This window comes from Synechococcus sp. CS-205, from assembly GCF_025128255.1.
GTDB lineage: Bacteria > Cyanobacteriota > Cyanobacteriia > PCC-6307 > Cyanobiaceae > Regnicoccus_A.
The window spans coordinates 104,642-128,997 of record NZ_JAHLZB010000022.1; the positions used below are offsets into that span (position 1 = coordinate 104,642).

Annotated in this window: 22 protein-coding genes; 11 read left to right on the top strand and 11 right to left on the bottom strand. The window is 66.1% G+C overall.

Going from position 1 to position 24,356, the window contains the following annotated elements:
• Positions 1 to 63: 63 nt before the first annotated feature.
• From KQ297_RS04985 to KQ297_RS04995, 3 genes are all read left to right on the top strand, one after another.
• Positions 64 to 1,227, top strand: coding sequence for a glycoside hydrolase family 10 protein (locus KQ297_RS04985; RefSeq protein WP_259738436.1), 1,164 nt, complete (start codon positions 64 to 66; stop codon positions 1,225 to 1,227).
• Between the two features lie 489 nt (positions 1,228 to 1,716).
• Positions 1,717 to 2,259, top strand: a complete 543-nt coding sequence (locus KQ297_RS04990; RefSeq protein WP_259738437.1) for an isoprenylcysteine carboxylmethyltransferase family protein — start codon at positions 1,717 to 1,719, stop codon at positions 2,257 to 2,259.
• Between the two features lie 72 nt (positions 2,260 to 2,331).
• Positions 2,332 to 2,763: an Rrf2 family transcriptional regulator gene (locus KQ297_RS04995; protein ID WP_259738438.1), complete on the top strand. Its 432-nt coding sequence runs from the start codon at positions 2,332 to 2,334 to the stop codon at positions 2,761 to 2,763.
• Positions 2,764 to 2,770: 7 nt separating this feature from the next.
• Here KQ297_RS04995 and KQ297_RS05000 read toward each other — a convergent pair whose 3' ends face one another.
• Both KQ297_RS05000 and KQ297_RS05005 read right to left on the bottom strand, forming a co-directional pair.
• On the bottom strand, positions 2,771 to 3,733 hold the full coding sequence (locus KQ297_RS05000; RefSeq protein WP_259738439.1) for a cation diffusion facilitator family transporter: 963 nt from the start codon (positions 3,731 to 3,733) through the stop codon (positions 2,771 to 2,773).
• A 24-nt stretch (positions 3,734 to 3,757) separates the two neighbouring features.
• A complete protein-coding gene (locus tag KQ297_RS05005) occupies positions 3,758 to 4,549 on the bottom strand; it encodes an AraC family transcriptional regulator (protein ID WP_259738440.1) in 792 nt (263 codons plus the stop codon).
• A gap of 738 nt (positions 4,550 to 5,287) precedes the next feature.
• On the opposite strand from KQ297_RS05005, the gene KQ297_RS05010 reads away from it, so the two are divergent.
• Positions 5,288 to 8,584 carry a chemotaxis protein CheB gene (locus tag KQ297_RS05010; RefSeq protein WP_259738441.1) on the top strand — a complete coding sequence of 1,099 codons (3,297 nt, stop codon included), beginning with the start codon at positions 5,288 to 5,290 and terminating at the stop codon, positions 8,582 to 8,584.
• Between the two features lie 53 nt (positions 8,585 to 8,637).
• Here KQ297_RS05010 and KQ297_RS05015 read toward each other — a convergent pair whose 3' ends face one another.
• Positions 8,638 to 9,321, bottom strand: a complete 684-nt coding sequence (locus KQ297_RS05015) for a pentapeptide repeat-containing protein (RefSeq protein ID WP_259738442.1) — start codon at positions 9,319 to 9,321, stop codon at positions 8,638 to 8,640.
• Positions 9,321 to 9,626 carry a helix-turn-helix transcriptional regulator gene (locus tag KQ297_RS05020; RefSeq protein ID WP_259738443.1) on the bottom strand — a complete coding sequence of 102 codons (306 nt, stop codon included), beginning with the start codon at positions 9,624 to 9,626 and terminating at the stop codon, positions 9,321 to 9,323. Before KQ297_RS05020 ends, KQ297_RS05015 begins: the two co-directional genes overlap by 1 nt.
• Positions 9,627 to 9,761: 135 nt before the next feature.
• On the opposite strand from KQ297_RS05020, the gene acsF reads away from it, so the two are divergent.
• Genes acsF through KQ297_RS05035 form a run of 3 tightly spaced genes read left to right on the top strand, consistent with a single transcriptional unit; the run spans position 9,762 to position 12,461 of the window.
• Positions 9,762 to 10,790: a magnesium-protoporphyrin IX monomethyl ester (oxidative) cyclase gene (acsF, locus tag KQ297_RS05025; RefSeq protein ID WP_259738444.1), complete on the top strand. Its 1,029-nt coding sequence runs from the start codon at positions 9,762 to 9,764 to the stop codon at positions 10,788 to 10,790.
• Positions 10,791 to 10,813: 23 nt separating this feature from the next.
• Entirely contained in the window at positions 10,814 to 11,674 is an 861-nt protein-coding gene (locus KQ297_RS05030; protein ID WP_399251216.1) for an acyl-CoA desaturase, read from the top strand.
• 52 nt (positions 11,675 to 11,726) lie between these two features.
• Positions 11,727 to 12,461 (top strand): hypothetical protein, encoded by a 735-nt coding sequence (locus KQ297_RS05035; protein ID WP_259738445.1) that lies wholly within the window; start codon positions 11,727 to 11,729, stop codon positions 12,459 to 12,461.
• On the opposite strand, the gene KQ297_RS05040 is transcribed toward KQ297_RS05035, so the two are convergent.
• Genes KQ297_RS05040 through KQ297_RS05055 form a run of 4 tightly spaced genes read right to left on the bottom strand, consistent with a single transcriptional unit; the run spans position 12,433 to position 17,767 of the window.
• A complete protein-coding gene (locus tag KQ297_RS05040; RefSeq protein ID WP_259738446.1) occupies positions 12,433 to 14,346 on the bottom strand; it encodes a transketolase C-terminal domain-containing protein in 1,914 nt (637 codons plus the stop codon). The genes KQ297_RS05035 and KQ297_RS05040 overlap by 29 nt on opposite strands.
• The gene (locus tag KQ297_RS05045; protein WP_259738447.1) at positions 14,343 to 15,065 is read right to left on the bottom strand and encodes an ABC transporter ATP-binding protein; all 723 of its coding nucleotides are present in this window, start codon (positions 15,063 to 15,065) and stop codon (positions 14,343 to 14,345) included. The genes KQ297_RS05040 and KQ297_RS05045 overlap by 4 nt, the downstream gene beginning before the upstream one ends.
• Positions 15,066 to 15,068: 3 nt before the next feature.
• On the bottom strand, positions 15,069 to 16,358 hold the full coding sequence (locus KQ297_RS05050; protein ID WP_259738448.1) for an ABC transporter permease: 1,290 nt from the start codon (positions 16,356 to 16,358) through the stop codon (positions 15,069 to 15,071).
• A complete protein-coding gene (locus tag KQ297_RS05055) occupies positions 16,358 to 17,767 on the bottom strand; it encodes an efflux RND transporter periplasmic adaptor subunit (protein WP_259738449.1) in 1,410 nt (469 codons plus the stop codon). Before KQ297_RS05055 ends, KQ297_RS05050 begins: the two co-directional genes overlap by 1 nt.
• A 346-nt stretch (positions 17,768 to 18,113) precedes the next feature.
• Between KQ297_RS05055 and KQ297_RS05060 the strand changes: the two genes are divergently transcribed.
• Both KQ297_RS05060 and hemN read left to right on the top strand, forming a co-directional pair.
• Complete coding sequence (locus KQ297_RS05060; RefSeq protein WP_259738450.1) at positions 18,114 to 18,806, top strand: biliverdin-producing heme oxygenase; 693 nt, start codon at positions 18,114 to 18,116, stop codon at positions 18,804 to 18,806.
• A 46-nt stretch (positions 18,807 to 18,852) separates the two neighbouring features.
• Positions 18,853 to 20,238: an oxygen-independent coproporphyrinogen III oxidase gene (hemN, locus tag KQ297_RS05065; RefSeq protein ID WP_259738451.1), complete on the top strand. Its 1,386-nt coding sequence runs from the start codon at positions 18,853 to 18,855 to the stop codon at positions 20,236 to 20,238.
• A gap of 2 nt (positions 20,239 to 20,240) precedes the next feature.
• On the opposite strand, the gene KQ297_RS05070 is transcribed toward hemN, so the two are convergent.
• From KQ297_RS05070 to KQ297_RS05080, 3 genes are all read right to left on the bottom strand, one after another.
• Positions 20,241 to 21,350 carry a CARDB domain-containing protein gene (locus KQ297_RS05070; protein WP_259738452.1) on the bottom strand — a complete coding sequence of 370 codons (1,110 nt, stop codon included), beginning with the start codon at positions 21,348 to 21,350 and terminating at the stop codon, positions 20,241 to 20,243.
• Positions 21,344 to 21,667 carry a YciI family protein gene (locus KQ297_RS05075; protein ID WP_259738453.1) on the bottom strand — a complete coding sequence of 108 codons (324 nt, stop codon included), beginning with the start codon at positions 21,665 to 21,667 and terminating at the stop codon, positions 21,344 to 21,346. The genes KQ297_RS05070 and KQ297_RS05075 overlap by 7 nt, the downstream gene beginning before the upstream one ends.
• Before the next feature lie 219 nt (positions 21,668 to 21,886).
• Positions 21,887 to 22,366, bottom strand: a complete 480-nt coding sequence (locus KQ297_RS05080; protein ID WP_259738454.1) for a DUF3122 domain-containing protein — start codon at positions 22,364 to 22,366, stop codon at positions 21,887 to 21,889.
• Positions 22,367 to 22,483: 117 nt separating this feature from the next.
• Between KQ297_RS05080 and psbA the strand changes: the two genes are divergently transcribed.
• Complete coding sequence (gene psbA / locus KQ297_RS05085; protein ID WP_259738455.1) at positions 22,484 to 23,563, top strand: photosystem II q(b) protein; 1,080 nt, start codon at positions 22,484 to 22,486, stop codon at positions 23,561 to 23,563.
• Positions 23,564 to 23,742: 179 nt separating this feature from the next.
• Positions 23,743 to 24,354, top strand: a complete 612-nt coding sequence (locus KQ297_RS05090; RefSeq protein ID WP_259738456.1) for a DUF3365 domain-containing protein — start codon at positions 23,743 to 23,745, stop codon at positions 24,352 to 24,354.
• Positions 24,355 to 24,356 lie beyond the last annotated feature (2 nt).

Here is a 24,356-nt window from a genome sequence, read left to right on the forward strand (position 1 = left end):
GCCTCCCTGGAGTGATCCCGAAACTGCCGCTAGCGTCGGGCCGCTTCTGATCCGAACGGCGCCATGAGACGCACCCGTTGGCTGCTGCCGGTTCTGCTGCTCTGTGGGCTGCTGCTGGCGATGGTTCCGGCCCTGCCCTCGCCCAGCGCCGCCCAGGGCTCCCGCGCCGAAGTCCGGGGCGTCTGGATGACCACCAACGACATGACCACCATGCGCGATCGCACCAAGTTGCGAGCAGCGATGGAGCAGCTGAACGAGATGCACGTCAACACCGTCTACCCGGTGGTGTGGAATTCCGGCTATGCCATTCACACCAGCGAGGTGACCAGGGAGCGCAAGATTCAGTCGTTTTCCTACAAGGGGCTGGAAGGACAGGATATCATCGCCGATGTGATCAGCGAGGGGCATGCAAAAGGCATGCTCGTGATCCCCTGGTTTGAATTCGGCTTCATGGCCCCGCCGTTTTCAGAGCTGGCCCTGCAACACCCCACCTGGCTCACCCAGCGGAAGGACGGCAGCCGTACCTCGATCAGTGCCGCCGGAGAAGTGGTATGGCTGAACCCATTCAGACCGGAGGTGCAGAAGTTCATCACCGAGCTGGTGATGGAAGTGGTGGAGAACTACGACGGCGATGGCATTCAGTTCGACGATCACATGAGCCTGCCGAACGAGTTCGGCTACGACAGCTACACCAAAGCGCTCTACGCCAGGGAAACCGGTCGAGCCGTGCCGAGCAACCCCATGGATCAGTCCTGGATCAAGTGGCGCGCTGACAAGATCAGCACCTTCATGGTCGAGCTGCACAAGGCCGTGCGTGCCAAGCAGCCCAAGGCCATCGTCTCCGTTTCCCCCAACTACTACGACTTCGCCTACAAACTGCAACTTCAGGACTGGCTGGGTTGGGTGCGGCGCAACATCGTCGATGAGGTGATCGTGCAGCTCTACCGCCCCGATGTGGCGAGCTTTGCCAAGGAGGTGGCGCGCCCGGAGATCGCGGAAAGCAAGAAGAAGATCCCCACGGCGATCGGGGTGATGACGGGGCTGCGCACCAAGCCCAGCCCGATGCAGTTGATCCAGGCGCAGGTGCAGACGGCCCAGCAGCGGGGGCTGGGGGTGGCGTTCTTCTATTTCGAATCGCTCTGGAACTCCACGGCTGAACCCGAAGACCTGCGCCGTGCGGGCTTCCTCTCCCTGTTCCCCAGCGCCGCGCCCCGCACACCGCTCTGAAGCACCTGAGGTGAAGCAACGTCTCGGCGAATGAAGAGCAGTTGCAGGCGATGAAGAGCGGTTGCGAACTGAGGCGCCCCTCTTGCCACTGCCGTCGCCCCGACCGAAGCTGATCTCATCGGGATTCGGAGGTTCCAGACCATGGAAGACACCCCCCCTCAGCAGCCACCAGGAGTGCGCTGACGATCCGGCCCCTGCTCCAACACTTCTCCTCGCATCACCGGTTTCCCTGGCGTGTGACGCCGTCGCCGTCCACTGCATCGTTCACGAGACTGGTTGCAGCGCAACCAGCTCCAGGTGCCCCGGACCCAAAGGGAAACCCCACTGGACCCATGGCCCCAGGTGCCAACGTCAGCAGCTCCGCCCCCACACCGATCCACAACCAGAGCCCGGTGGCCTCGTCACCGGGCTTTTTGCTGCCAGACCACTGGCCATCAATCCCTGGCCATCAACGTTCGATCAGACTGGATCTGCCCCTGCCACGGCTCCATGGTGTCCACCCTGCTCGAGCAGTTGCACCGCTGGGGCTTCACGCGGGCGGGCTGGCTCGACAACCGCCACGGCGAATGGTGGCTGCTGGCCCAGCTGCTGCTGATCGCGGCCCATCTGCTGCCCCCCTGGCCGACACCTGAATCCCTCGGCGTGGACTGGCCGCTGCCGTTGCGCCTGGGGGGGCTCGGGCTCTTGCTGGCAGGGCTGCTGTTGGCCCTCAAGGCCGGGCTGCAACTGGGCAGCAGCCTCACCCCCCTGCCCCAGCCCATGCCCGGAGCGACCCTGGTCACCGAGGGGGCCTACGGGCGCTGCCGCCATCCGCTCTACCAGGCCGTACTCGTGTGCTCGCTCGGGGTGGTCCTGGCCCTGGGGAGCCTGCTTCATCTGGCTCTGCTGCTGGCCCTGGCCCTGGTGCTGGGCGCCAAGGCCCGGCGGGAAGAGCGGGGGCTGGCGGACGCCCATGCCGACTACCCCGCCTACCGGGCCAGCACGCCAGCGATCATTCCAGGGCTGCCCTGGCTCGACTGGCGCACGCTCTGAGGGGATGTCCCCATACCCCAGGCGGTCAACGTGGATTGATGTTCAGAATGGGAGTGGAGAGCCAGGGCCCGCGTGACCTTCAGCACCAAGACCGCCTACGGACTGGTCGCCCTGATCGAGCTGGCTGATGTCCACGCCGGCGGTGGCGTGCTCCAGACGGGAGAAATCGCCCGCCGCCAGGGAATTCCCGAGCGCTATCTCGAGCAGATGCTCACCAGCCTGCGCCGCAGCGGACTGCTGCGCAGCATCCGCGGGCCCCGTGGTGGCTTCCAGCTGACCAGACCCCCCGAGACGATCACCATCGCCGAGGTGCTCACCTGCCTGGAGGGGGCTGCAGCGGCTCAGCCCGAGCACCAGCGCTGCACGGGTGCCTTTCAGGTGCTGACCGCCCTGGCCCAGAAGGTGGAGCAGGCCCGCACCAGGGTGCTGGCGGCCACCACCCTCCAGCAGTTGCTGGAGCAGCGGAATGCCATGGTCAGGCCGGCCCTGATGTATCAGATCTGAAGGGCCGTCACTCGGGTTCCGGCGCTCCTGAGCTCGGTGATGCCGCCGCGGGGGGTTCCAGCTGCAGGGTGCTGTGGGCGATGCCGATCCGGGCCAGTCGCCGCTTGGCCTCATGCAGCAGGTCCAGGTCATTGCCGGATCCAGGCTGACGAATCAGATGGGCGGTGAGGGCGTTCTGGGAGGTGCTCATCGCCCAGACATGCAGGTGATGCACCTCCTCCACCGCCGGCAGGGAACGCAGGGCCCCATCCACCTCGTTGAGGTTGATGCCGCTGGGCACCGCATCGAGGGCCACCACCAGGGCCTCCCGCAGCAACTCCCAGCCACTTCGGGCCACCACCAGGCCCACCCCGATCGCCGTGATCGGATCCAGCCAGCTCCAGCCCGTGATCCCCACGAGCACCGCGCTGATCAGCACCGCCGCCGATACCGCCGCATCGGTGAGCAGATGCACCACCGCTGCCCGGCGGTTGAGATCGTGGCTGTGGTCATCGCCGAACAGCCGCGCCGAGAGCAGGTTCACCACGATGCCGGCCGCCGCCGCCCAGGCCACGGGCGTGCTCACCACCGGCACGGGATGGAGCAGCCGCTGCAGACCCTCGACAATCACCACCGCGGCCGCCATCAGGATCAGCACCGCGTTGACCAGCGACGCCAGCTGGGTGCTGCGCCCGAAGCCGTAGGTGAAGCGGGGCGTGGCCGGACGGGAACTCAGCCGCTCGGCCCCCCAGCCGAACAGCAGCCCGGCCACATCGCCGATGTTGTGGACGGCGTCGCCGATCAGCGCCAGGGAGCCGAAGGCCATCCCGATCACCAATTGCAGCCCTGAGAGGCCACTGTTGAGGATCACGCTCCAGCGAAAGGCGGCGACAGAACCCGGCCGATGCTGGTGCTGGCGAGGGTGAGGTTGCCGCTGAATCCCCACCGCCGGGTTGAGGGACTCTCCGGGTTCGGAAGGCAGCGGAGCCATGGTGTCAACCGGAGCGGACAGTCCCTAGCGTGGCCTGGATGAGCGGGCTTCGCGCAGCAGCTGGGAAGGCCTCACGTGAAAACGCTGCTGGAAGTCAACACTGAACAGGCTCTGGGTTCGGTAGCCACAACCGGTTGCAATGCTTGCCACGTTATCGCCTGGCAACGGATTCTGGAGCCTCTGCCGGGCCGCCTCAAGCCGTTGGTTTCGGATCCACTGCAGTGGCGTGCAGCCCAGTCGCTCACGGAACGTGTACTGAAGGGCTCGGCGTGAATAATGACTGTGCTGCTCAAGTTGAGTCAGATTCAGTGGTTCAGTCAGATTTGATTTAATGAAGTCAAGAAGTTCATCAAACGAATCGCGCCCGGCCTGAATTCTCTGGGTCAGGCGCTCGAAGGAGGTGTCTTCGCGCAGCTCGGGGAAGATCATGGCGGCAAGCAGCCGATAGATCAGGTCATCGAGCTGAAGCCGGTCCACCAGACTCTGACTGGAGTCGGCCTGCAGATCCGCCATCACGATCGACTGCTTCAGCATGGCCAGAAGCGTGGCCAGGGAAGGTTCGTTTGATGGCTCCCAGCCGAATGTCTCATGCACCGATTTCACCCAGGGATCAGGTGTCTGAGCGAGGCCAGCCATCACGGTTGCCGTCTGCAGGATGCGCCGGCTGTCGAGATGAAAGGTCAGGCCACTGAACAGGCTGCTCTGAATCGACAGGGCCTGGCCAGGAAGAATCAGGCAGGTGCCGAGGCGACAGATCCAATGGCGTGAGGCCTGCTCAATCTCCTGCTCACCCCCATAACCCAGAAAGACGGACAAGCCGAACTGTTCCGCAACCAGAATCTGCACGGGTGGCAGAATCGATGCGCCCAGCACAATCGAGCCAAGCCGTGAGAGGCGGCCATAGTGCCACCAATCGATCTCCGGGTCAGCACTCTTCAGCCTGCTGGGAGGCAGGACCCTGCGAAAGAAGTCTGCACTGTCATTGATGTCACCGACCAGTCCCAGGTGACGCTTGAAAGGATTGGCCAGAGAGGCTGCCTCTGGATGTGCGTCGAACCCTGAACGGGTCTCAGCAGACGCGACAGAGAGATTCACAGGATCGTGCGAGGGGATGGCCCCTGAATAAGAATGGGATGATGAAGGCCACCAAGCGAGTGGATCAGGATGGAGACACGACGGGGTTAACAGTTCTGCCTGAATAGACCAGTGCTCAAGTGTTTCTTGATTCCTCCGAGAACCATGGACAACACCAGGCTACGACCGCGTCATCCGAATCAGCAAGCGAATCAGCAAGCGAATCAGCAAGCGAATCAGCAAGCACCGTGGAACCCTTGCTCACGGCCCATCCAATCATTACTAGCCTGGAATAGCCTGAGGCGAATGAGTAGTTGTACCCAGGCAGACAGGCAGGGCGGCACAGCGTGAGCCTCAGCTTGATCAGCGACTCCAGGCGTACTGGGGCGACTAGCCTTGATCCACGGGCAGCAGGGGAGGATCAGGCGGGTGCAGGGATCAACCGGTCGGCAGCCTGAACCAGTCGCCCAAGAGCCCACGTTGCCAGCCGGATCCGTCAGCCCTTCTTCGGCCGGCATCGACTACGTGGTAGGGATCGGTGCTTCTGCAGGAGGGCTGGAGGCGCTGCAGGAGTTGAGCAGACATCTGACGGCGCTTGGCCGTGTGACCTATGTCGTGGCCCAGCATCTTTCTCCGGATCACCCCAGCCTCCTCGTTGATCTTCTCTCCCACTCCACCACGCTTTCTGTGGTAGCAGCGACTGATGGCGCAGAACTCCAGGCCGATGTGATTGCGATCGCACCTCCCAATCATGATGTGGTGGTGGAGGGGAATCACCTCAGACTCAGCACACCCATGCCCCGGTTCGGACCGAGTCCGTGCATCGATCTGTTGTTCGAATCGATTGCTGATCAGTGGGGTGATCACAGCCTGGCCATCGTGCTCTCAGGAACCGGTGCCGATGGGGCTCGGGGCGTGCGAGCCGTACGTGCGGCTGGAGGCCTGACCGTGGCTCAAGCACCGGAGAGTGCCAAGTTCAGTGCCATGCCCACGGCAGCCATCAGTCTTGGCTGCGCGGATCTGGTGCTGGAGGCGAGCGCCATCGGCTTGAAGATCGGCGAGTGGATCAGCCAAGGGGGGATCTCGATCGATGGATCGAAGCCGGCTCCCGCCCCTGCCTTGCTGAGCTCTGTGATTGAGCACTTGAAGCAAGCCACCGGAATCGACTTCTGCCAGTACAAGGAGTCGACTCTCACTCGCCAACTTCAACGGCGCATGCAGAGCAAGCAGATCACAACCCTTCATGACTATCTGCAGCTGCTCTCCTCCGATCCTGGTGAGGCTCGCGCCCTTGTGCAGAATCTGCTGGTCAGCGTCACATCCTTTTTTCGCGACCCCGAGGCCTTCACAGCCCTTGGCGACCACCTGAAGGTGTATGTCGGGCAGCACAAGAGCACCGAGCCGTTGCGCATCTGGGTGCCTGGATGCGCCACCGGAGAGGAGGTGTTCTCGCTGGCCATGCTGCTCAGCGAGGTCCTGGGCCATCCCGCCCATCTGGCCTCCCAGATCAAGATCTTCGGCACCGACCTCGATGACGTCAGCCTGTCGGTGTGCCGGCGTGGGGTGTACCCGCTTTCTGAGGCCAAGGCCATCCCCGATCACCTGCGTGAACGCTTCGTGATCGAAACGGAAACCGAGTTGGAGATGACGGAAGAGCTGCGCAGCTGCACCGTCTTCGCCCGTCATGACGTCGGCGCAGACCCACCCTTCCCCAGGCTGGACCTGGTCTCCTGCCGCAACACCCTCATCTACTTCACCGCTCCGATGCAGGAGCGTGTGTTGAACCTGTTCCGCTTCGGTCTGGTGCCTGGTGGCTTGCTCTTTCTGGGGAGCTCCGAGTCGCTGGCAAGCCGCACGCCAGGCTTCAAGCTCCTGGATCCGGAGCAGCGCATTTACATGCGAACCCCGGAGGGAAGCCGGCGGCCACTGCACTCCCTGGCCTTGCCAGTGCCACGGGGTCCCATCGCCTACGCCCCGCTTGAGAGGGTGGCCAGCCTGCGGGAGTCGGTGCCGGAGCAGCACGTGGCGCTGCTGGAGTCACTGATCAGGCTGATCAGCAAGCCCTGCCTGGTCCTGGATGAGAATCATGATCTGATTGAGGTCATCGGGGATGTCACGCCGTTCTGCCGCCTTCCCGAGGGTCGCGTCAGCGCTGCAGCGACCGCTTTTCTCCTGCCGGAACTTCAGTCGGAAGCACGGGCGTTGTTCCTGTTGACGCGAGCTGATGGGCTGGCGATCAGGAGTGCAGGCCTGCCGCTTGAAGGCAGAACCAATCCCATTCATCTGGAGGTGAAGCCTTTTCAGGTAGGCGAGCGGAACCTGTGGTTGCTCACATTTCTTGAGACAGCCGAAAGTACCACTGGCGTCGCCATTTCCCGGCCACAGGGCCTTCTTCCTGGTCAAGCTTTTGATCGGGAACTTGAGCGCCTGAAGCAAGAGTTACTGAGCAGTCAGAACAACTTGCGTCGATCCCTCAGTGAACTTGAGCAGGTCAACGAGGAGCTTGAAGCGTCTTCGGAAGAACTGCAGGCCTCTTCGGAAGAACTGCAGTCTTCCAATGAAGAACTGGAAGCTTCCAACGAAGAGCTTCAGGCCACGAATGAGGAGCTGGGAACCCTCAACCAACAGCTGCGCGCACGCAGTGACGATCTCGAACAGATGAACACGGATCTGGAAAATATCCAGAACTCCCTGAGCCAGGGCATGGTCATTGTTGATCGCCATCTCTGCATCCTCCGCTACAGCCCGTTGGCGGTGAGGGTGTTCGGGCTTGTTCATTCCGACCATGGCAAGCCGCTGCTTGACATACCGACGACCCTGCCGCTTCCCGGCCTGGAGGAGGCGCTGCTGGCGGTGATCAGGGGAGAGCTGCGCCAGAGCATCGAGGCGAGCAGTGAAGAGGTCTCGTATCTGATCCAGATCCTCCCTTACCAGCAACATGATGGACGGCGCCTGGGCGCCATCGTCACGCTCACCAATGTGTCCGAACTTGTGGCCCTGCGACGAGCAGCGGAGGCCTCCCTGAGTGAGTTCTCCAACCTCACCGATGCGCTGGAGCAGGCCGTCCTGAAGTGGGATCCAACCATGCAGCACCTGCTCTATGCCAGCCAGCGAATTCAGGCCATCACGGGATGGACCGCCGCTGAACTCTGTGACCAGCCCAGATTGCTGGAGGCGGCCATTCATCCAGACGATCGCGCCTCTGTTCGAGTGGCCCGCGACCTCAACCAACTCCACTGGTCGGTCCGCTACCGCATGAGAACCCGGGACGGCCGAAGCCTCTGGGTGGCCGAGTCTTGCCGGGTGGTGCATGACGCCGAGGATGGCTTCATTGTCGGCACGCTCTCCGATGTCAGCGGGATTGAAGTCCTGGAGAGCAAGTCCAGACATCTCTCCGCCATCTTCGAAACCGTCTTCCACGCCCAAAGCATCGGTGTGGCGGTTCTGGATGAGGGCCTGCGCCTGATCCAGGCCAATGCCAGCTTCTGCCGGTTCACAGGCCATGACCAGACCTCCCTCGTGGGGGTGCATGCCGACTTGCTCTCGGCTCCGGCCGATCCCCAGTCGCTGAGCACCCTGGCCGCAGCCGCCCTGGCGGGCTCAGGCAGCACGGGCCAGCGCACAGCGCTGCGGCTGAAGCTCGCCGATGGCTCCCTGCTGAGCCTCGAGGCCGAGATCCGCACCACCACCGATCCCGCCGTGGGGTCCCTGATCACGGTGATCGTGCCCGCGAGCTCTGGGGAGCAGCTCGCCAGCCCCGGACCACGGACCCTCTGACTCTGGCTGCGCCGATCCATCACCAGCAGAGCCGGGCACCGGGGGCCGCAGCTTCAGGCGCACCCGGAGTTGCCAGCGGGCAGACGGGCACCCTCGAGGCAGGCGCCGCCAAGATCGCTGCCGCCCAGCTGGCAGTCGCGCAGGTCACAGCCGCTCAGATCGGCACCGGCCAGATCGGCCTCGCGCAGGTTGGCGCCGTAGAGGCAGGCTCCTCGCAGGCTGGCGCCGCGCAGCTGGGCGCCCTGGAACTGGGCATAACTGAGGTCGGCCCCTTCGAAGTCGGCACCGCCGAGATCGGTGTGCTGATCGAGCCCGGGCCGGAAATCGGCCTCCACCAGCCGGGCCCCGCGCCAGCGGCTGCCGGCGGCCACCACCCCGCGCAGGCAGCAGCGGTGCAGCAGAGCACCACTGAAATCGGCCCCCTGCAGACGGGATCCCGAGAGGTCGGCCTCCTGCCAGCTGGAGCCCGCCGCCTTCAGGCCGGAGAGATCCGCGCCCCAGATCAGGGCCTGCTGGAAGCTGGCGCCCTCCACGCTGGCCTGGCGCAGGGAAGCATGGCCGAAGCGCGCCTCGCGGAAACAGCCCTGGCTCAGGTCGCAGCCGGAGAGATCGAGGTGGAGTCCGTCGGCATCGGGCAGGCGCAGACCGATGAACGTGCGCCGGCCGCTGGAGAGGGCCTGGCGCAACTCCTCGATCGAAGCGGGCAGCGGCGGGGGCGGGGTGGCAGTGGAAGACATCAGAAGATCGCCGCCAGGTCGTCGAGTTGCTGGCGGCGAGCCGCCATCAGCAGCTTCTCGGCCTGGGCCATCAGCCGGAACACCCCTTTGTCGATCACCTCGTAGAACACAAGGCTGCCCTCGGGGCGGCGGCGGACCACACCGGCGATCATCAGCAGCTTGAGGTGCTTCGAGACCAGGGCCTGGCTCAGGCCGGTCTTCTCCACCACGGCGGTGACGTTGAGAGCCCCAGGGCGCAGGGCCTCCAGCACCGTGAGGCGGTTGGGCTCGGAGAAGACCTTGAAGTAGTCGGCGAGGGCTTCCATGGCGGCGGAGTCAGGCGGAGGCACTGGCTGCAACGAAACTTTAGCGCGCTGCAGCGAAAACAATGGAATGCAGAGACGGTGTTTCGCAGTATCATGTTGTCGTTATGCAATTCGCGTCAGAGCGCCCGCCTGCCGATGACCACCGCCACTGCAGCCCCGGCCACCACCCCGCACCTGCGCGAGGACCTGCTCACGCCGCGCTTCTACACCACCGAGATCGAGAAAGCGGCCCGCACCGACCTCAACGGCCAGCGACCGGCCTTCGAGGCGATGCTCAACGAAATGGAGACCGACTACAACCGCGACCACTTCGATCGCAAAGCGCCGCTGGATCGGCTCAGGGACCTCAGCCCCGAAGAAAAGCAGGCCTATGAGAGCTACCTGGTCCGCTCCTGCGTGTCGGAGTTCTCGGGGTTCCTGTTGTTCAAGGAACTCTCCAGGCGCCTCTTCCAGGCGGAGCGCCCCGAGCTCGGACGGCTGTTCCAGCTGATGGCACGGGATGAGGCCCGCCATGCCGGTTTCCTCAATCGGGCACTGGTGGCCGAGGGTCTCACGCTCGATCTGCCCAAGCTCAGCACCCGTCGGCCGATCACCTGGTTCCCACTCAGCTGGGTGCTCTACAGCGTGTTTCTCTCCGAGAAGATCGGCTACTGGCGCTACATCCTGATCGACCGCCATCTCAAGGCCAACCCGGACAACAACTTCGCCCCGCTGTTCGATTTCTTCGAGCCCTGGTGCCAGGACGAGAACCGCCACGGCGACATCTTCAACATGCTGATCCGCTGCTGGCCCGGACTGCGCCAGGGCCTGCGCGGACGGCTACTCAGCCGCTTTTTCCTCTGGAGCGTGTTTCTCACCCACAGCCTGACGGTGTGTGAGCGGGGCGATTTCTACCGGATCCTGGGCATGGATCCAGCCGGTTTCGATGCGGAGGTGATGCGCCAGACCAACCGCACCGCCCGTCGCTCCTTCCCCTGGGTGTTCGATCTGGAGGGCAGCCGGTACCTGGAGCTGCGCGACCGGATGGTGGCCTGCCACCGGGCGTTGCAGACCGGCAAGGCCGAAGGCGCCGGCCCCCTGCAGCAGCTGGGGAGGCGGCTGCGTTTCGGCGCGTTGCTGCTTGAGCAGTTCCTGCAGCCGATGGTTCCGGCTTCGGCAGGATGAGCTCCGCGGCATCAGCGGCACGCATGACGACAGGCGTTCCTTCCAGGCTTGAGGGCATCCCTGTGCAACCGGCGAGATTGCGCCCTCAGCCGCAGATCGTGCTGTTCATGGCGGCGATCCATGCCCTGGCGCTGGTGGCCCTGCTGCCGCGTTTCTGGAGCCCCACCGCCGTGGTGGTGCTGCTGGTGCTCGGCTGGCTCACAGGCTGTGTGGGGGTGACGCTCGGCTACCACCGTCTGCTGAGCCACCGGGCTTTCCGGGTGCCCGGCTGGCTGGAGGCGGTGTTCACCACCTGCGGTGCCCTGAGCTGCCAGCAGGGTCCGATCGACTGGGTGGGGCTGCACCGCCATCACCATCTCCATTCCGACGATCCCGCCGATCACCACAACAGCAATCTGGGCTTCTGGTGGAGCCACATGGGCTGGATGCTGAGGGAGGTTCCGGCCGCCCGCAGCGTCCCCCGGCTCACACCCGACCTGCAGGGCAACAGGTACTACCGGTGGCTGAACCGCCGCTTTCTGCTCCTGCAGCTGCCCCTGGGCCTGGCCCTCTACGGGCTGGGGGAGTGGAGCGGCGCCGGCGGCTGGGCCCTGGTGCTCTGGGGCATCCCCCTGCGGCTGGTGCTGGTTTATCACGCCACCTGGCTGGTGAATTCCGCCACCCACCGCTGGGGCTACGTGAGCCACCCGAGCGGCGACAACTCCCGCAACACCTGGTGGGTGGCCCTGCTCACCTTCGGCGAGGGCTGGCACAACAACCACCACGCCCAACCCAGCAGCGCCCGCATGGGCTGGGCGTGGTGGGAGCTTGATCCCACCTGGTGGCACATCCTGCTGCTGCGTCGGCTGGGACTGGCCGACCGGGTGCGCCTCGCCCGGTTCTGAACAAAGCACCGGGCGACATTCCCCAACCCCTCTGGAGTGAGCGGACTCTTCCATGACCCCCGACCCCCACGGTTTTGAGCCGGCACGCGTGTTCATCGGCTACGACCCCCGCGAGGAGGTGGCCGTGAACGTGCTCAGCGCATCGTTCCAGGCCCACGCCAGCATCCCGATCCAGATCGCCCAGGTGCGCCTTGATCAGCTCAAGGGCGTGTACACGCGGGAGCCTGACCCGAAGCAGAGCACCGCGTTCTCCTTCAGCCGTTTCCTGGTGCCCTGGCTGGCCGGCTACCGGGGCTGGGCCCTGTTCATCGATGCCGACATGCTCTGCCTGGGCGACATCGCCGAGCTCTGGGCCCTGCGCGACGAGCGCATGGCCGTGCAGGTGGTGAAGCATCACCACGACTGCGCGCCGGGGCTGAAATTCCAGGGCATGCCCCAGACGCCCTACGGCCGCAAGAACTGGTCGTCGGTGATGCTGTTCAACTGCGGGCGCTGCCGGGCCCTCACCCCGGAGTTCGTGAACAGCGCCACGGGGCTGGAACTGCACCAGTTCCGCTGGTTGCCCGACGCGGAGATCGGCGAACTCCCCCCCGCATGGAACGTGCTGGTGGGGGTGCAGGAGCTGCCGCCCGAGCCGAAGGTGCTGCATTACACCCTGGGCGGTCCCTGGTTCGACGACTGCCGCACCATGCCCGAATCCGAGCGTTGGATGCAGGCCCGCGCGGCCATGAACCAGCCCCTGCCGGTGGAGAAGCCCCTCAGCCCAGCAGTCCTTTCACGTGGCTGATAATCCCGTCGGGATCGAGGCCCTGGTGGGGGAACTGCTCCCAGAGTCCACCGCAGCCCTCCTTGTGGGTACCCAGGTGGCCGTAGCGGGGGGTGAAACCGCGCTCCAGCAACCAGGTGCCGTAGCGGCAGCCCAGACCGGTACGGCGGTTGAAGGATTCCACCACCAGCACGAAGGGTGAAGCGCCCGCCTTGGCGAGCATCGCTTCATCGACCACATTCAGGGTGGGTTTGTTGATCAGACCCACATCGTGGCCCTGGGCCCGCAGCCGCTCCACCGCATCGAGGGCGCGGTAGAGGCACTCGCCGAAGCTCACCACATAGCCGGCGCTGCCCTCCCGCACCAGCTCATCCTTGCCGCTCTCAAAGATGTAGCCCTCACCGTGAAGATCGGCACCTTCGGCATCGAGGAGATTGGGCACCTTCGAGCGGGTGGAGAAGATGAAACGCAGGCCCGGGTCGTTGAACACGGCCTTCACGCAGGCCTTCATCTGGGCCGCATCGGCCGGGAAATAGAGGCGGGTTGTGTTGTCCTCCTCGAGGCCGTTGTCGGCGAAAACGTTGTTGAGACCGAAATGGCAGGTGTTGTCGGCCATGTCGTCGATGCCGGCATGGGAGAAGTGGCTCAGCACATTGGCGCCGTTCAGGCGCGCCATGGTGACCTCGGAGATGATCATCTCCAGGAAGGCGCTGAAGGTGGCGAAGATCCCCTGGCGGCCGGCCTCCATGCCAAAGCCCGCGGCCGCGGAGAAGTTGGCCCGCTCCATGATGCCGCCGCTCACGAAGATCTCCGGATGGGCCTTGCGGATCTGGGCCAGGCCGCAGGAACCCTCCAGGTCGCTGTCCACCACCAGCACAGTGTCTTTGCGGATCTCGGGCGTCATCGCACCCAGGATCTCCACCACCGCATCACCGAACACGTTGCGGTTGGCCTCCAGGCGCTGGCCTGAGCCCAGGAAAGTGGCGGGGTTGGCTGGCTTGACGAGGCCCTTGAGGTAGCTGGCCGCCGCCTCCTGACCGCGCTTCTCCAGGTAGGCGATCGCCAGGTCCACCGGGATCACGTCGTGGCCGTGGGTGGAGCCCTCCAGCCCCTCGATCCCCACCGCCATCGGACGCTTGTTGATCACCGCCACCGGGCCATCGCTGGCCATGGCGCGGCAGAGGCGACCATGCAGATCATCGAGGTCCTCACCGTCACCGCTGAGGGTGGTCAGGCCATGGCCGGCCAGGGTGCGCTCCAGGTCGTAGCCAGGCTGGTACTGCGACGGATGGCCGGCAATGGTCACGTCGTTGTCGTCGATCACCAGCTTCACATTCAGCCCATGGGCCACCGCGAAGCGGGCCGCCTCGGCGTCATCGCCCTCCTGCTGGGCGCCGTCGGAGCCGAGGCAGAACAGGGCTTTACCGGGATGGGCCAGGGCAACGCCGTTCACGAAGGGCCAGAGGTGCCCGAGGCGGCCGGAGCTGAACTGCACCCCGGGGGTGAGGCCCAGCTCCGGGTGGCCCGGCAGACGCGAATGGGCGGCCCTGTACTGCAGCAGCGCATCGGCCGGCAGCTGCCCGCGCAGCACGCTGACCAAATACTGCGTGGCCACCCGGTGCCCCGCCTCATCGAAGAACACCGGCAGGAACCGCTCGGGGGCCCCGCGGAAGAAGGCCTCGAGGATCATCACCTCGGGCACGGTGTCGTAGGGCCCACCGCTGTGGCCGCCCACCCCCCGGGCCGCGCCGGTGGCCGTGAAGAAGATGATGGCGTCGCGGCAGAGCTGGATGTTGGCGCTCAGGGCCTCCCGCTCGCTGGCGCTGAGGTCGGGCCGGGCCGGGTCGAGACTGAGCTTCTGGTAGGCACCCAGATCGATCGGGAACGGAGTCGGGGTGGCGGTCATGGCAGCTCTCCTGGTGCTGAACCCAGGATGCCCCCGCCGACGTGGCTTGGTGATTGTTCGGCGATGATCCGACCGTCCTGGAGCTGGATGATCCGTCCACTGTTCCGGGCCACCGAGGGGTCGTGGGTCACCAGCACGATCGTGAGGCCGCTGGCGTGGAGTCCCGAGATCAGCTCGATCACCTCTGCGCCGGTGCGCGTATCCAGCGCCCCCGTGGGTTCATCGGCCAGCAGCAGCTCGGGCTGGTTCACCAGCGCTCGCGCGATCGCCACCCGCTGCTGCTGCCCTCCGGACAGTTGATTGGGGCGATTGGCCAGGCGATCGGCGAGCCCCACCTGCTCCAGCATCGCTTCAGCCCGCTCCCGCCGCTCGGCCCGTGGATAGCCCGCATAGACCATCGGCAGCATCACGTTCTGCAGGGCGGTGAGGCGCGGCAGCAGGTTGAACTGCTGGAACACAAACCCGATCTGGGTGTTGCGCATGTCGGTGCGTTCGTTGTCGCTCATCCGGGTGATGTCGCGAGCATCGAAGTAGTAATGGCCACTGGTGGGCTGCTCCAGACAGCCGAGAATGTTCATCAAGGTGGACTTTCCGGAGCCGGAGGTGCCCACGATCGCCGTGTAGTCGCCGCGCAGCACAGTGAGATCGATGCCGTGCAGGATCGGCACGTCCAGATCGCCCATGCGATACACCTTCGTGATCCGGCGCAGTTGCAGCATGGTTCAGTCGCTGCGCAGGGCCGTCATCGGATCGAGCTGCGCGGCTCTGCTGGCGGGATAGGCCCCGAAAAACACCCCGATCACCAGGCAGAAGGCCAGCGACCAACCGACTGCATCGAGAGCGATACCGCTGCTCCAGCCGAAAGCCGCATTGATCGCCAGCGACGCCACCACCCCGAGCAGGACCCCCAGCAGCCCGCCTGCCAACGACAGCACGGTGGACTCGATCAGGAACTGGCGCAGGATGTCAGTGCAGCGGGCGCCGATGGCGCGGCGGATGCCGATCTCGCGGGTGCGCTCGGTGACCGACACCAGCATGATGTTCATGATCCCGATCCCCCCGACCAGCAGGGAGATGGCGGCCGATCCCCCCAACAACGCGGTGAACACATTGGCCACGGCGTTAGAGGCACTGACCAGATCGGCCTGGTTACGGATGAAGAAATCATCGTCGCGGGGCGGCACAATCCGGTGGCGCAGCCGCAGAAGATTGGTGATCTGATATTCAGCATCATCCATGCTCTCGGCCGAGCGCGCCGATACGGCGATGCTCTGCACGGAGAGGCCTGCCGTGGTGTTCACCCCCACGATGCGCGACGCCATCGTGGTGAGTGGGATCAACACCTGATCGTCCTGATCGCGGAAGCCGGTGCTGCCCTTGAATTCCAGGGTGCCGATCACCGTGAAGGTCTCGCCGCGGATGCGGATTGTGCGATCGAGCGCGCTGCTGGCTGTCAGCCCCAGGCTGTCGACCACGGTCTGCCCCAGCACCGCCACCCGGGCAGCCTGAGCGAGTTCGGCCTCGTTGAAGAACCGCCCGCTCAGGGGCAGGAAGTCGCGCACCGTCACGTAGCCCGGAGTGCTGCCCACGACCGTGGTGTTGGTGTTGCGCTCAGCCAGCACCACCTGCGTGCGCTGACTCAGGTTCGGGGCCACCTCCGCCACGGCCGGAATGGAGGCGGCGATCGCCTTGGCGTCCGCCCAGATCAACGTGGTGGCCGAGCCTGCTCCCCGCGAGGCGGGACCGCCACCGGCCGCCACGCCGCTCTGCACAAAGATCAGGTTCGAGCCCAGTGATTTCAACTGGTTCTCGGTCTGGAGCTGGGCGCCGCGTCCGATCGTCACCATGCTGATCACGGCCCCGATGCCGATGATCACGCCCAGCATCGTGAGCGCGGAGCGCATCCGGTTGGCCAGAAGCGACGACCAGGCCAGCGCGATCGTTTCGGCCAGATCACCGCCTCTGCGCGGGCGCGGGTGCGGGCGCGGCTGTGCCTGGAGGGGTGGCCGCATCAGCGCGGCATCCGGCGCTGGCCGCGGGGCTGCTGGAAGGGCGAGGAGCCGGTCACCGGACGGCTGTTGGGCTGGCGCCCTCCCGGCGACGACACGTAGACCCGATCGCCTTCCGTCAGGCCGCCCACCACTTCCGTGCGGGTGCCAATCGTGGCTCCCACCTGCACGGGGCGGAACCTGGGGCGGCCGTCATCGCCGGGGACCATCACCCCGGTGCCGCCCCGTTCGCTCACGATCGCTGGTGTGGGGATCAACAGGGCACCGGGCCGTTGGCCCACCAGCACGTTGGCCGTGAGGTTCATGCCGGAGCGGAGCTTGCCGTGGGCGTCATCGGCCAGGGCGATCCGCACCTGGAAGCTGGTCACGTTCTGCTCCACCACCGCTTCCGGGGCCACCAGCCGCACCGTCCCCCTGAACACCTGGCGAGGGAAGGCATCCACCTGCAGCTCCACCGGCTGGCCGGGCCGGATCGCACCCACGTCCACTTCCGCCACGTTGGCCACCGCCTCCAAGGTGCTGGCCAGGGCCAGGATCGACGAGGAGGTGGCCGAACTGGTGGCGCTGGCCGAGGTGGTGGGCGTCACGAACGCCCCCACGTCGGCGTACTTCTGGGTGATCACGCCTGAGAAGGGGGCGCGGATCACCGTGTCCTCCAGCTGGGCTTCGATCGAGGCGAGATCACCCCGCGCCTGCTGCACCTGAGCACGGGCCGCCGCGATGTCTTCGGCGCGGCTGCCCGCCTGGACCAGGTCCAGGTGTGCCTTCAGGGCGCTCACCCGTGCCTCGCTGGCAAGAAACGCCGAGCGGCTGGCATCGAACGTCACCCGTGCGATCGCCCCGGAGCCATACAGCTGGAGATTGCTGCGGTAGGTGGAGCCCACCGCGATCTGCTCGGCCACGGCCGCCTGCAGATTGCGCCGGGCCTCCTCGATCTCCTGGGGCCTGTTGCCGACCTCCAGCTTGTGCAGATTCGCCGCTGCGGCCGCCACTGTTCCCTGGGCCCTGAGCAGGGTGCCGCGCAGGTTGCTGGCGTCCATCCGCGCCAGGATCTGACCGGCGCTGACCTGATCCCCCTGATCCACAGTCAATACCGCGATGCGCCCGGGTTGCTTCGGACTGATGTTCACCGGTGTGGTGGGGCGGATCGAGCCTGCGGCCGTCACCTTCAGGATCACCTCACGGCGCTCCACCGGCGCGGTCTGAGCCGCCAGCTGAGCCTGCCTGGCCTGCGTCTGCCGTTGCTGCCAGATCAACCAGCCGCCGCCGGCCAGGCCCAGCGTCATCAGCAGGGCCGCAGCGATCAGCCAGCGGGGGTGCGAACGCAGCAACGCCCGGGGTTGCACCGGATCAGCACCAGGCGGCTCGGAGGGTCGCGGCACTGGAATCCGGCGCAGGACGGTCTGCAGCATTCCGGGAGACTTCGCGGCGGCGGAGAGCGGCTGTACCCCCACACCTTGGCTGGGATCTGTGCCTGTGGGATGACACCCAGTCACCCTGCTGTGACCAGGTGTGAGCGCGGTCCCCTGAGGGCTTCAACGAGGTGCACCCAGGGGCGGCAGAGGGGCTTTGGCTGGCAAGCTCCCCGCCCGCCCGTGCAGCCAGCCACCCGTGGGGGCTTCATGGATCCGGACGTTGCAACGAAAACGTCACGCGACATCCAGACGAGCCAACGTAACCACAGTAGCGTTATATCGTGAGCCCAGCGAAGCCCGCTCCGTTTCCTGGGCCATCGCCGTCCCACCGGCACCGTCCGCCATGACCACCACCCTCCCCGTCGCCGTCTCAGGCCAGGGCATCTCCGACCACGCCAGTCCTGCTGATGCCGCGGCCCGCCAGGGCTTCGGCCCCAGGGTCCGGCGCCTGCATGGCCGCATCGGCGCCGCCCATCACCGGGCCGAGGGCATGACCTTCTCCAGGGCCCTGCTCGCGGGCCAGGCCAGCCCCCTGCAGCTGGCGGCCCTGATCCGCGCCCTCGGCCCGGCCTACACGCTGATCGAGCGACGCGGTCCCGAACTGACCGCCGCCCTCGGTGCGCCAAACCTCCCCTGGAGTGCCCTCAACCGCAGCGAAGCCCTGCGCCACGACGTCGCCATGCTGGCCGGCATCGAAGCCAGCGGGCCCTCGGCCGCAGCCGCGGCCTGGCTGGAGCACCTGCACACCCTCGCCCAGCAGGAGCCACACCGCTTCCTGGCCCATGTGTATGTGCGCTACGGCGGCGATCTCTCCGGCGGGCAGCAGCTCGCCCAGCAGGCCAACACGATCCTGGCCGCCCATGGTCTGCCCTGCCTGCGCTTCTGGCGGTTCGAGCGGCCGATCGAGGAACTCAAGCAGGCCCTCCACGACGCCATGGAGCAGCTCGAGCTCAGCGAGGCCGAGGAGGCGGAGCTGCTGGATGAAGCGGTGGTCGCCTTCCACGACACCCAGCGCCTGCTGGCCGAGCTGGGATAACCCGCCAAACCCCAAAGAACCACCCCCCGAACTCCCGGTCCCCAAGATGACGTTCACGGCCCCCACCAGGTCCCAGCCCGAACTGCTCCCCCTGCTGGTCAAGTACGACAGGCCCGTTCCCCGCTACACCAGCTATCCCACTGCCGCCGCCTTTCACAGCGGCGTCGGTCCGGTCGATCTGGTGAGCCAGCTGCGGCAACCGACCACGGCGGATCTGTCGCTGTACGTGCATGTTCCCTTCTGCCGCCATGCCTGCTGGTATTGCGGCTGCAACCGGATCACCACCCAGGCCGGCTCGAAAGTGGTGGGGCCGTACCTGCAGGCCCTGGCCAGGGAGCTTGCCCTGGTGACCCAGGCCTCGGGCCAGCGGCGGCGGCTGGGACAGCTGCACTGGGGCGGCGGCACTCCGAACTACCTCAACCCCCAGGAGCAGGGCCAGCTCTGGGAGCTAATCGGGGAGCACTTCGATCTCGCTCCGGATCTGGAAGCCTCGATCGAGGTGAATCCGGAGTTCCTCAGCCGCGATCAGGTGCTGAACCTGCGCCGGCTGGGCTTCAACCGGATCAGTTTCGGCATCCAGGATGCCGACCCGCACGTGCAGGCGGCCGTGAACCGGATCGTGCCGGTGGAGCAACTCCGCCAGGCGATGGAGTGGATGCGGGAGGCGGCCTTCGAGAGCGTCAACGTCGATCTGATCTGCGGGCTGCCGCTGCAGACCCCCGAGCGGTTCGCCAGCACGATCGCCCTGGTGCAGGAGCTGCGGCCGGAGCGAGTATCGCTGTTCAGCTTCGCCTACCTGCCCGAGCAGCTGCCGCTCCAGCGCAGGATCGCCGCCGACGACCTGCCCAGCCAGCGGGAGCGGATCCGGATGCTGCAGCACGCCTACGGGGCCTTCACCGGCGACGGCTACGACGCCATCGGCATGGACCATTTCGCCCTTTCAAGCGACAGCCTGGCGCTGGCGGCGCGCCAGGGGCGGCTGCACCGCAATTTCCAGGGCTACACCACCGGCGGCGAGCGCGACCTGCTCGGCATCGGCGTCACGGCGATCAGTCAGTTCCAGAACCTGTTCAGCCAGAACCAGCGCACGCTGAAGGGCTATGTCGAGGCGCTTGAAGACAGCCTCCTGCCGGTGGAGCGGGGCCTGGTGGTGCGGGATCCCGCGGTGCTGCTGCGGCGCACGATCATCCAGAGCCTGATGTGCCGCTTCGCGGTCGATTTCGACACCATCGCCCTGGGGCAGCCCCTCGAGGCCCAGCGCCTGTTCCCCAGCGAATGGGCCGACCTGCAGACCCTCGAAGCCGACGGACTGGTGCGCCTCGGTGCCAACAGCCTGGAGGTGACGGAGGTGGGCCGCTGGCTGATCCGCACGATCGCGGCGGTGTTCGATCCCAGCCAGCGCCGACAGGCCAGTGGGTCCAGGCTGATCTGAGCTCAGATCAGCACCTGCAGCCGCGCCCGGTTGTTCTTCTGCTGGGCCTGGGGTTCGAGCACCTGTCGCTCGGGATCCGCCAGCACCAGCAGTTCATGGGTTCCGGGCGCGAGCTCGAGCTTCAGGGCGAAGGCTTCCTCCGCGCCGGCGGCCAGCCAGGGCAGGCGCAGGTAGTGGTGACCGCTGTAGCGATCGTCGATCACCACGGCCACCCCCACATCGCTCACATCGAGGCTGCCCCGGTTGGTGATGGCGAACCGCAGCACACCAGCGGAGTGGCTCGCACGCTCCACCGCCAGATCGGAGCCGAGGCTGCGCAGCTCCCGCAGGGGGTAGAGGGCCAGGGAGTCGAGCCTCAAGAGCCGGGTGCCCGCATGCTCATGGTGCAGATGGCCGCCGTGGCGCAGGTCGCTGCTGCAGCCATGCAGGTGAAGATGGGCGCCCGCCGCCGGCACGGTCACGCGTCCGCTCTCGGGCCGGGTGTCCCAGAAGCCGCAGCAATCCCACTCCAGGCTCCGGCCGAGGTAGTGGATCGGATCGGCCGGATCGCCGGGATCCTGCGGCGCCAGGCGGTAGTGCTGAAGGCTGGAGTAAAGGCTCGCCGCCGCATCCGGATCCAGGGCATCGGCGTTGCGGCGTCGCTGGCCCATGCAGAGCTTGGAGGCCACCGTGATCACCAGGCTGCTCCAGGTGGCCCGCAATCGCACCCCCACGATCGGCGCCGGCTCCATCCGGCCCGCCGCGATCGCGCCGGCGATCGCCTGCCTCACCAGCTCCTGCAGCGGCACCCCGGCACTGGGCCCCAGCCCGGAGAGATCCACCGGCTGGCGCAGGGCACTGGCATCGCCGCTGAAGCACACATAAGGGAAGTGGGAGGCCCCATCGGCGGGGCGCAGCCGCCTGATGCCGCCATCGAGGGCCTGACATTTGTAGAGATGGGTGCGGGGAGCCCCCGGCTGGTGCAGAAAGGTGAGCTCACCGTTGTCGAGGCTGGTGGTGGTGCCCAGGCCGAGCACATCGCCCTCGAGAGGAATGCGCTCCAGGGGCATGTGCTCGTTCACATCCCCCTGGATCAGGTCGCTGATCGTGTTGGCAATCGAGAGGATCACCATCGGGAGGGAGCCTGAGCGTCCTCCGGGATCGCACCTGCCACCACTCGCCACTCGTGCAGCACCCAGCTGACGCAACCGGAGCGGATCAGAGGATCGCTCTGCACGATCGACTCGGCTTCCTGCCAGTCACGGGCCTGAAAGAGCAACATGCCGCCGGCTCCATCGCCATTCATGCCCTTGCACTCGCGCCAGTAGCCGCTGCTGGGCTGGTGACCACGCCGCTGCAGGTCGGCCACCCAGTCGAGGTGGGCACGCAGGTGGGCGTCGAAATGGGCACGATCGACCAGTCCCTGCTCCAGCTTCACGAACCAGGGCAAGGCGAGCCCCCGAAGCAACCGCACCAACCTAGGCCTGCCATCCATGGCGGAGCTTCGAGCAGGGCCCGGAGCTGGAGCGCGTGTGGAGATGAGAAGAGGGTCTCAGAACGCTGAGCAGAAATTGCCGTTAGGGAAATCCACGACGATCCCGCCGGAGGCGTTACATTTTGTAAGACGTTCCGAGGGGCGGGCTGTGGTAGGCCCACCTCTTTTTTTTTGCTACGGCAGACCCCTCAGGGCCAGAACCACTGTGTTCCCCAGGGTCAGCCCAGTGGTGTCGCCATCGCCGAGCGGCAGCTCCAGACGCAGGGGCGCCACAGCACTGGGCCTGGGATCAAGGCCGGCGGCATCGAACTGGGCTGAGCCGGCGGAGATCGCTGCCGCACCAGGCGGCACCATCTCTTCGCTGCGGTTCTCCAGCATCCAGACACCGCCCAGACCATCGCGGAGGCGCAGGAGCCGGCCATGATCGGCGGCCACACCGGGGGCATGAGCATTGAGGCGGAGGCGCCAGCCCGCTGGAAAGGCAGGATCCGGCTGCTCGAACAGGCTCAGGCCCCAGCCTCGCCCGGCATCATCGACGACCCGCCAGCTGCCCATCACCTCGGTGGCTGCCGCCGGAGCTGACCAGCCCAGAGCCAGCACCAGGACCAGACAGACCCGGAACAGGGCCCGCGAACAATGAGCAGAGATACGCATGTCCCATCCAAGCACTAAGACTGCTTCAACGGTAGCGTTGTAGAAGGATGCAGGCATGGCGCTCGGCTTCAGGTCGATGCCATCGCCGCCCCATCCCTGTCCAGTCGTTGTCATCCCATGACCACCACCTCCCTCAGCCGCAGGCGCGGCCATCCCTGGGACTCCTTCAAGGACTGGGTCACGAGCACCGAGAACCGCCTCTACGTGGGCTGGTTCGGTGTGCTGATGATCCCCACCCTGCTTGCCGCCACCTGCTGCTTCCTGATCGCCTTCATCGGCGCTCCACCCGTCGACATCGACGGCATCCGTGAGCCCGTCTCCGGCGGCCTGCTCTACGGCAACAACATCATCACCGCCGCGGTTGTCCCCTCCAGCAACGCCATCGGCCTGCACTTCTACCCAATCTGGGCCGCCTCCAGCCTCGACGAATGGCTCTACAACGGCGGGCCCTACCAGCTGATCATCTTCCACGTCCTGATCGGCATCTTCTGCTGGATGGGCCGCGAGTGGGAACTCAGCTACCGCCTCGGCATGCGCCCCTGGATCGCCGTGGCCTATTCCGCACCAGTGGCCGCCGCCACCGCCGTGCTGCTGATCTACTCGATCGGCCAGGGCTCCTTCTCCGACGGCATGCCGCTGGGCATCTCCGGCACCTTCAATTTCATGCTGGTGCTCCAGGCCGAGCACAACGTGCTGATGCACCCCTTCCACATGCTCGGCGTAGCCGGCGTGTTTGGTGGCAGCCTGTTCTCGGCCATGCACGGCTCGCTCGTGACCAGCTCACTGGTGCGGGAGACCACGGAAACCGAGAGCCAGAACCGCGGTTACAAATTCGGCCAGGAGGAGGAAACCTACAACATCGTGGCTGCCCACGGTTACTTCGGTCGCCTGATCTTCCAGTACGCCTCCTTCAACAACAGCCGCAGCCTCCACTTTGTCCTGGCCGCCTGGCCCGTGGTGGGGATCTGGTTCGCGGCCCTGGCGGTGGCCAGCTTCTCGTTCAACCTCAACGGCCTCAACTTCAACCACTCGGTGGTCGACCACCAGGGCCGGGTGATCAACACCTGGGCCGATGTGCTCAACCGAGGTGGCCTGGGCATCGAGGCGATGCACGAGCGCAACGTGCACAACTTCCCCCTCGATCTGGCCACCACCGCCAGCACCCCCGTGGCGCTCAGCGCTCCGGCGATCGGTTAGTGGGACTTTGACCCCCACCCAGCCGCTTCGCTGATGGCCGGGGCCTGGACCTGATCCAGGCCCTTTCTCGGTTGAGCCTTGCCCCAGTCCATCGCTTTCGCGTCACGGAACTCGCTATGACTCTCCTTTCCCCTCCCCTTGCATGCGCTGCGGCCCCACGCCGTGCCCTGACCCATTGCTTGCGGGAGCTGATCGGGCTGGCCGCCGCCAGCACGCTGATGGTGGTGATCGGCGCCCTGCTGCTCATCGCCGCTCCCCCCACTGCCCTGGCCGCCCAGAGAGAGCAGGCCGGCCTCCCGAAAGCAGTGGCCGAGATGGAGCAACTCAACCGGATGCGGGTCTCGCTGGCCTCCACGCTCGAGGGCCGCAGCGAGGAACCCACCATGCAAACAATGCAGGAGGTCTGCAAGCCGGTGGGGATGCGGGCGAAGGCCATCGGCAGGGAGAACGGCTGGCAGGTGCGCCAGGTGGCCAACAAGTCCCGCAACCCCGATCACGCTCCCGCCGGACCTCAGGAGAAGCAGGTGATCGATCTGCTGGAACGCCATCCCGAGATCACCGGCATGTGGGAGCCGGCCGGCGCCGGACAGAGTGCCGGGGTGACCTACTACCGCCGCATCAACGTGGAGCCCAGTTGTCTGGCCTGCCACGGCACGAAGGCCGACCGTCCGGCCTTCGTGAAAGACAACTACCCCGACGACAAGGCTTTTGATTTCAAGGTGGGCGATCTACGCGGCATGTATGCCGTGTTCATCCCCGAGTTGCAGCAGGCGCTGGCGGAGGCGGGGTGAGG